This is a genomic window from Leptolyngbya sp. PL-A3, from assembly GCF_039962325.1.
Taxonomy (GTDB): Bacteria; Cyanobacteriota; Cyanobacteriia; order Elainellales; family Elainellaceae; genus Vacuolonema.
The window spans coordinates 62594-71586 of sequence record NZ_JAMPLB010000037.1; the positions used below are offsets into that span (position 1 = coordinate 62594).

The following is an 8993-nucleotide window of genomic DNA, read 5'->3' on the forward strand; positions in this document are numbered from 1 at the left end:
ACGAATTGCCATCTTCTGAAATCCTCTATGGTATTCAAAGGCTGTAGGGTTTAGTTCGATGGTCCATGTCCCTAACCGAGGACACTCCGCCCCAGCCACCTCAACGGGAACGCTACCTCACTGCACTCCTGGAAGTGCAACAAATTTTGCTGGCGACCAAAGACAGCAACCCGTTCCCTGAGCTTCTGAAGGTTTTAGGGAAGGTGAGTGGGGCCAGTCGAGCCTATCTGTATGAGTACCAGCGTCAGGGCGATCTGCAGGGGAACGGTAAAGCCGGTCGCATTCCGAGGCTTTGGGCCCAGTGGTGCGCTCCCGGTATCTCCCCGCGCCAGGGTGACATGGAACCCCTAGAAGCGTGCTTTCCTGCGGGCATCGATCAGCTAGAACAGGGGCACCCATTAAATTTTCAACCCGGTACATTACCTGTCGCACAATACTTAGAACAGCTACAGATCAATGCATTACTCTACGTGCCCGTGCAGTTGGACGGAGGGCTATGGGGATGCCTCGGGCTGGATCAGTGTGGGTCTGAGTATTTCTGGGAAACGGCGGAGCTTGAGCTATTGCAGTCGGCGATCGCAGCAATCGTGCTCTGGAGTGAGCGGGAGCACACCGGCTTCCGTTTGCGCCAGAGTGAAGGCCGCTTGCGAATGATTGTAGAAAATGCGGCGATCGCCATTGTCACTTCTCACCCTGACGGTACTTTGCTGGACGCCAATCGGGCTTACCAAAACTTCTTGGGTTACAGTGCTGCTGAACTCAGAAATATGCATTACATAGATGTTACCTATCCCGAGGATGTGGCGCGGGATGTGGCGCTGACGCAGGAAATGATGGCGGGTAAGCAGGATGGGTATCAGCTTGAAAAACGTTATATCCGTAAGGATGGGCAGGTAGTCTGGGGGCGGTTAAATGTCTCGGCAGTGCGCGATCGCCAGGGCCAGGTGCAATATAACCTCGCAATTATTGAAGATATTAGCGCCCATAAACATGCAGAGGCCGCTTTACAGGAACGAGAAATTTTATTCCGATTAGTCTTTCAAAATTCGGCTGTGGGAATTGGGTTAATCAAACCGGATGGAACTGTTATTGCATACAACCCAGCATGCATGAAGTTATTAGGATACACAGAAGAAGAAATGTATGCGCTCAGCTTCTATGACTATACTCACCCTGATGATTTGATCTTAGATTTAGAACAGTATCGTGAATTACTAGCCGGTCGGATTGACGCTTATCAGATGGAAAAGCGTTACATTCGCAAAGATAAACAAATCATTTGGGTTCGACTGACCGTTTCAGCAATTCGTGATGCTCAGGGCCATACCGTTTTGACTTCGGGGTTGGTCGAAGACATTACCGAACATAAGCAGGCTGAAGCGGCTCTGCAAGAACGCACACGGCTTGCCATGCTAACCGCCGATGTCGGTCTAGCATTAACCCAGGGAAGCACTCTTCAAGAGATTTTGGGAAGCTGTGCCGAAGCACTGTTCCAGCATTTGGATGTCGCTTTTGCCCGTATCTGGACTAGACATGAACAAACGGGTCTGTTAGAGCTACAGGCCAGCGCTGGCTTGTATTGCTACCTGGATGGGAATCACAGCCGCATCGTCTCAAGCAGTACCAAAATTGGGTACATTGCAACCAGCCGCCAACCCTATATGACCAATGACTTGCTGCAAGATCCCCGGACCTCTGACAAAGCCTGGGTAGAACGGGAAGGAGTGGTTGCCTTTGCAGGATACCCCCTGATTGTGGAGGAGCAGGTGGTTGGGGTGATGGCCGTGTTTGCGAAGTATCCTCTACAGCCAGCCAGTCTGGAGGCGATGGGGGCGATCGCCCATGAAATTGCCCTGGGTATTCAGCGTAAACAGGGTGAAGAAGCCCTCCGTAGAGCCCTGGAAGCAGCAGAAATAGCCAACCGGGCGAAGAGCCAGTTTCTTTCTCACATGAGCCACGAGTTGCGCACCCCGCTCAACGTGATTCTCGGCTTCACCCAATTGCTTCTGCGGGGTCATGTCTCATCCCAACAACTCACCTACCTCGACACCATTAACCGCAGCGGTGAACACCTGCTGGCGCTGATCAATGATGTGCTGGAAATGTCAAAAATCGAGGCGGGTCAACTCACTCTCAACGAAACTGACTTCGATTTATATCACCTGCTGGACTGGCTCTACGCCATGCTATATCTCAAATCCAGCGCGAAAGGGCTGCAACTGAAGTTTGAGCGATCGCCCAACGTTCCCCCTTATATCCGGGGCGATCGCGGCAAACTGCTGCAAATCCTGATGAATCTTCTCACCAACGCCATCAAATTCACCTCTCGGGGTCAAGTTACCCTGCATGTTGAAGTCAATGGCTGGATAGGTACAGGGGCAGACGATTCCACTCGTCCACCCCATCCTATTACGCTGCGCTTCACCATCGAAGACACGGGTATTGGCATCCCGACCGAAGACTTCCCGCGCCTGTTTGACCCCTTTATGCAAAGCCATGCTGGGCAGGAAAGCCAGGAGGGAACTGGCTTGGGTTTAGCTATCAGTCAGCGCTTTGTCCGGCTGATGGGGGGGGAGATCACGGTTCAGAGCCAACTGGGGAAAGGGTCAGTCTTTGCCTTTGAGGTAGCCATGCATGCGGTTGCAGCCGCCACACGCGAATTGCAAAGTCTGAGCCAATGGGTTCAGGGGTTGGCTCCAGACCAACCGGCCTATCGCATCCTGGTGGCTGAGGACAAGAACCACAACCGTCAATTTTTAGTGGAGTTACTCACCTCAGTTGGGTTTGAGGTGCAGGCCGTAACTCAGGGGGAAGAGGCGATCGCCCACTGGCAGCACTGGCATCCCCACCTGATCTGGATGGATATCCGCATGCCTGTGATGGATGGGTACGAGGCGACTCGTCAAATTCGGGGTTTGGAGGCCGTGCAGGGGTGCGATCGCCCAACCACCATCATTGCCCTCACTGGCAGCGCCTTTGAGGAAGAGCGGCAGGTGGCGATTGCCCATGGCTGTGATGATTTCGTCCGTAAACCCGTTACCGCCGCCATCATTTTTGAAAAACTGACCCAATATCTCGGAGTTCATTACACCTATGCCAGCCCTAACGATATCCCAGACAACGCCCTCCACGTACTCGCGCCATCCCCCACCCTCGCCACAACCCTTCTCACGACCATGCCCCTTGCCTGGATCGAACAACTCCATCAGGCCGCCCTACAGGTCAATGCCAAAAAAATTCGCACTCTCATTCAGGAAATTCCAGCCGATTATCAGGACTTGACCCAACAACTCACGTATTTAATCGAGCACTTCCGCTTTGAAGACATTCTCAAGCTGACGCAAGGTTCCCATGCAAATTATTCATCCGATCATTAAACATTTCGTTGTCAAGAAGCCCTATAAATTCCTTTTAGCCAGTCTTTTGAGTTTCATCGTCATTGCTTGCACCCAAGCCCAACAGGTTGAGGTAACGCCTCAAGCCTCACCCTCCACGGCAGATGCCCCCCTGACCATCTGGTGGGAAAAGGGTTTCAACCTGGAAGAGGATGAGGCATTGCAGGCCGTTGTTGCCGACTGGGGGAAGAAAACAGGAAATCCCGTGGAATTAATTTTCCATACCACCGATGACTTTCCACAGAAAACCGAGCGCGCTTTGCAATCCGGCAACCCGCCCGATATTGTGATGAGCCACAATGCCGAGCGGGGACTGTACCCCAGACTCGGATGGGAAGGCAAGTTGGTCGATGTCACCGATGTGGTGGAGACGGTGCGATCGCTCTATCCTGACTCCATCATGGAGGCTGTGCAGTTCTACAACAATGCGGAGAAGAAGCGCAGCTACTACGCTGTTCCGTTTTCCCAATCCAGCAATTTTATTTCCTACTGGCGGGATATGGTGAAGCAAGCCGGTTACACCGATGCCGACATTCCTCAAGACTGGGATGGATTTTGGAATTTTTGGAAGGAACTGGGAGCGAAACTGCCTCAAGACCCCAAAACCTACGGATTGGGCTTCTCCTTCTCCGACAAAGCCGGAGATACGTATTACCTGTTTGAGCAGGTGTTGGAGGCCTATGATGTGCAGATTTTAACCCCTGATGGAGAGCTAAAAATTAGCGATCCAGCAGTGCAAGAGGGGATTTTGAACAGCCTGAAGTGGTACACGCAATTCTTCAAAGATGGAGTAGTACCACCCGACACGGTGAACTGGCTTAACCCTGATAACAACACGGTTTTTCTCAATCGTCAGGTGGCTATGACCCCAAACACATCGCTGACCATTCCAGCCACGGCACGGCAAGATCCGGAGGTGTATCAGAACAAGTTGGGTACGATGAGTTTCCCCTCGAAGCCCAACGGCAAGCCCATGCGGAACATTCTGACGATTAAGCAGGCCGTGATTTTCAAGGGCTCACGTCATGAGGCGATCGCCAAACAATTCCTCACCGACTTCGTCCAGCCCGCCACCATTAATAACTACCTGAAGGCAGCGGGACTGCGGAATATGCCCATCGCCAAACCCCTCTGGGATGACCCCTACTGGACAAACCCCAATGACCCCCACATTGCGGCTGGAGCCAAGGTGCTGACCTCGCCCAACACTCGCCCCTTCCCGTCGGTGTACCACCCCGCTTACAGTGTGGTGACGAAGGAGAACGTTTGGGGCAAGGCGATTCACCGGATTGTGGCGGATGGAGTCGCTCCGGAAAAAGCGGCTGAGGATGCGATCGCTGAAGTTCAAAAGATCTTTAATGAGTGGACATGATCAAACCGCTAAAATCGGCCATCCCAAACGGCGATAGCCCCCGCAATATCACCACTCGCGTCGCCAGCACCTTCCTATTGCTGTCGTTGTTAACAGTGGGCATTGTGGGTGGGGTGGCCTTTCTGCGGGCCAGGGATGCCTTGAAGCAGGCTGCTTTTAATCGGCTTAACGTCGCAGCCACTCTAAAGGAGGAAGAAATCACCCGCTGGTTTGAGGACCAACAACGAGACTTTTTCCTGATCACTCAGTTTCCCGATATCCAGTCCAACCTTAAAGTTCTGATCAATCCGCCCTCTCCCGAAACCCGACAATCTGCTGAGATTGCCCTGGGTAATTACCTCCAGGGTGTTGTCCGAATTAAACCGAATCTGTCGGAAATCTTTGTGCTGGATCGCACCAACCGCATTGTAGTTTCCAGCAATTTAGCCCGCAAGGGGCAGTACACGAATCTGGCCAGTGTGACGTATTTGAAGGAAGTAGCATCGGGCGATCGCTTTGCCCCCATCTTTTACGTCTCGCTGACCTCAGGCAAACCCACCGTGACCTTCGCAGCTCCCCTCAATGATCAAACCGGAAAGCGCCAGGGTGCAATTCTCGCCACCCTGAATCTCAATCAGGTTGATCAAATCGTTCGGGAACGGACGGGTTTAGGGGAAAGTGGCGAAAGCTATATGGTTGGGTCGCTGGTGAACGAGTTCAGTTTTATTTCGAAGGAATCGACCCCAGGGCAACAATTTAAGGGCGGAGTTAGCAGCCGGGGTATCGATACGGCGATGCAGGGTTTGAGTGGCTCAGGATTATACCAAAACTATGCCCAAGTGCCCGTCATTGGCGTATATCGCTGGCTGAATGACCAGGACATTGCCTTACTGGTCGAAATGCAGCAGGAAGAAGCCTTTGCTCCTGCCCGCCAACTGGCCGGGACAATCATTTTAGTAGGGCTGGTGTCTGTAGCGGGCCTTGCGGTTGGGGTACGTTGGCTGGCGCGGCAGTTACAGGAGTCACGAGAACAACTGGAACGCTACAGTCAACAACTGGAACAAAAAGCCGAAGAAGCCAATGCGGCAAACCGGGCTAAAAGCGAATTTTTAGCCAATATGAGTCATGAACTGCGAACACCCTTAAACGCAATTCTGGGCTTCACACAACTCATGACTCGGGATACTAGTATCAATGCCGTCCAACGAGATCAGTTGAATATCATTAACCGGAGTGGTGAACACCTGTTGACTTTAATTAATGATGTCTTAGAGATGTCAAAAATCGAAGCAGGGCAGGTCGCTTTGAATGAAGACAGCTTTAATTTAGGACAGCTTCTGATCACCCTTGAGGAAATGTTTCAACTGAAAGCGCGATCGAAAAAACTGAACCTGAGGTTTGAATGTGCGCCTAATGTACCACAACACATTAAAACCGACGAGGGAAAGTTGAGACAGGTGTTGATGAATTTGATTGGTAATGCCATCAAATTCACAGAAACAGGCTATGTGGCCGTGCGAGTGCGAAGAGCCCCAAACCCCGTTAGCCTCGATCCTCCTATCGACACCTTACTCTTCGAGATTGAGGACAGCGGCCCCGGCATTGCCAATCATGAAATCAAATACTTGTTTGAGCCCTTCGCCCAGACAGAAACCGGGCGAACATCCCGGCAGGGCACTGGATTAGGGTTACCCATTAGCCAGAAATTTGTGCAATGGATGGGCGGCGATATTCGTGTGAGTAGCGTACCAGGTCGCGGCAGTTTGTTCGCCTTTACCACTCCAGTACAGTTGGTTGATGCAGCAGAGGTGGTTGAAGTGCGATCGCTTCCCCCCGTCGTTGCCCTCGCCCCCAACCAGCCCAAATACCGCCTCCTGATTGTGGAAGACCGCTGGGAGAACCGCCAGTTATTGCTCAATTTGTTGGTACCCATGGGGTTTGAGCTGCAAGAAGCAGAAAATGGGAAGGAGGCGATCGCCCTCTGGCAAACCTGGCACCCACACCTGATCTGGATGGATATGCGAATGCCCATCATGGACGGCTATGAAGCGACTCGTCAAATCCGCACCCAGGAAGCAGCCCAAAAACTTACCACCCCCACCAAAATCATCGCCCTCACTGCCAGCGCCTTCGAAGAAGCCCGCTCCGTCATCCTGGCAGCCGGTTGCGATGACTTTGTGCGCAAACCCTTCCAGGTACACCAGATTTTCGAGAAGCTGGCAGAGCATCTGGGCGTTCAATATGTGTATGGGGAACCAACCGTTGCAGAACCTGTCGCCGCTCCTCAAGACGCGGTTGCAGCAGAACCGATTACCCTCGACACCATGCCCTCTAACTGGATTGAAGAACTGCGACAGGCGGCTACTAAGGTCAACGCTAAACAAGTTCTACAACTGGTACAGCAAATTCCACCAGAACATGCCGAGTTAGCACAAACGCTCACTCAACTGGTTGATCGCTTCCAGTTTGAGGACATCGTTATGCTGACCCAAACGGCCAAGTAAAAGAATAGGTTGGGGCAAAGCCTCAACCTATTCTTTTACTTGGCAGGGAAAGCCATTACGCTATGGTTTTACACAATTTCATCAAGACGGTCTCTGGAGAAGCCATGTGCCGCTAGACCAGCAATTCTCAGTATGGAATTGGGCCCGCCGCTTGCCTTCGGCAAGCGGTTTTCGGGCTTCAAAGCCAAGATTGCGCGCCCGTCGGGCGCGCAATCTTGGCTTTGAAGCTCATAATGAGAACTGCTGGCGCTAGACAATAGGGCGATCGCCATCGGAACTCATCGCTCGCAACCGCTGAGCCTCATGCCGCCAGCCCAGGACGAGTGGGTCTGTCTCCAAATCAAGCCCCAGCTTACGCACCCGACGTTTGCGAAATGCCAACTCATGCTGGGCTTTGACCAACTGGTCAGAGATGCGTTTATTGAGAAAAGGAATTCGACGGCTCTGGAACATGCGATCGCGCCGAATAGCTTCATACTCTTCAGGAGTAACCGCCTGTCCGACCTCATCCAACAGTTCTTCGCGAATAACCCGTCGTTCCCACACACCGCTGCGCCACAGCATGACGATCAGCAGCAGGATAAACGGCGCGTACATAATCAGGTCAAGAATACTTTTTTGAAACCAGGTTTCTAAAAAACCAGGGTTGGGAGGTGGGCCACCGGTCGGGGTCGGAGCTCCAGCGGCACGAGAGGCGATCGCAAACACCAGCCCCAAGCTATTGTTCACAGCATGGGCCAGCACAGCCAGAAACCACCCGAGGAAAATTGCCAACCAGCCCACCCAGTTTCGGGTGGTTTGCAGCATCAGACCCAGAAAAATTCCCAAAATGCCACTGTAGAGCGTATGCCCACTCAGGCCAAACAGAGCAAACCGCGCCCCCAGTTGTAGACCCCAGGGAGCAAAGCCATATTCAGCATAGGTTTGGGCCACGTATAGCGCTGACTCTAACCAGTTAAACCCAATCCCCACCAAGGCTCCATAGATAAAGCCATCGCGCATGTTATCAAACTCGGCATTGAGGAAAATCAGTAATGCCAGAATACCAATGCCTTTGATGGTTTCCTCAACCAGTGGGCCTGCAATAGGCGCACCAATTAACAAAGCAGCCTGAGGGCCAAGGGTCTCCTGAATCATCGGGTTTTCCGACACCCACCCGGCAAGCTGATTAATAATCTGGCCGTTGATGGGAGCCGACAATCCGGTGGCGATAATGCCACCCCAGAGCAGAGCCACGGCGATCGCCCAGGGTGACTCCCGCTCCCGCCGATCGAGGTACCACAGAATCGCGACCGGCACCACGGACAGCAGCGCAGTCGTTGCCAAGGCCGTCAAAAATATCAGAGCGGCATCTGGTTTGAGGGAGGTGAAGATAGCCAGCAGTTGTACCGTGGCAAAGGTGAGGATGGCCAACAGAATGCTGACCAGAATGATGGCGTTACGGCGACGGCTCAGGGGTGAGCCCAGCATTAGCCGATTGATGGGGGTTAAAGAGGTTTCGGTCATAGAAAGGGCGATCGTACCCAAAAGTTGCCCAGTATTTTCGTTCATTCACGATAATCCGGCAAGCCCACAGGGGCTTAGGTGCTACCTTTGATAAACCTTTTCAATTGGGTGAGGTACGAGAGATCAGCCCTCTAAAGGTCATTTGAGAGCTTCTTAATATTTTCTATCATCCCTGTTATCACTGGCTTTCAGGCTTCTATTCTAAAAGCTGAACGTTTAACACCCACGTTTGAGCCA

Annotated in this window: 4 protein-coding genes; 3 read left to right on the plus strand and 1 reads right to left on the minus strand. The window is 52.5% G+C overall.

Annotated features, from left to right (window positions below):
* Positions 1-65 precede the first annotated feature (65 nt).
* Genes NDI52_RS23150 through NDI52_RS23160 form a run of 3 tightly spaced genes read left to right on the plus strand, consistent with a single transcriptional unit; the run spans position 66 to position 7250 of the window.
* Complete coding sequence (locus NDI52_RS23150) at positions 66-3377, plus strand: PAS domain S-box protein (RefSeq protein WP_190775538.1); 3312 nt, start codon at positions 66-68, stop codon at positions 3375-3377.
* Complete coding sequence (locus NDI52_RS23155) at positions 3352-4767, plus strand: ABC transporter substrate-binding protein (RefSeq protein WP_190775539.1); 1416 nt, start codon at positions 3352-3354, stop codon at positions 4765-4767. The genes NDI52_RS23150 and NDI52_RS23155 overlap by 26 nt, the downstream gene beginning before the upstream one ends.
* Complete coding sequence (locus NDI52_RS23160) at positions 4764-7250, plus strand: hybrid sensor histidine kinase/response regulator (protein WP_190775540.1); 2487 nt, start codon at positions 4764-4766, stop codon at positions 7248-7250. Before NDI52_RS23155 ends, NDI52_RS23160 begins: the two co-directional genes overlap by 4 nt.
* A 249-nt stretch (positions 7251-7499) precedes the next feature.
* Here NDI52_RS23160 and NDI52_RS23165 read toward each other — a convergent pair whose 3' ends face one another.
* On the minus strand, positions 7500-8801 hold the full coding sequence (locus NDI52_RS23165) for a PrsW family intramembrane metalloprotease (protein ID WP_242035935.1): 1302 nt from the start codon (positions 8799-8801) through the stop codon (positions 7500-7502).
* Positions 8802-8993 lie beyond the last annotated feature (192 nt).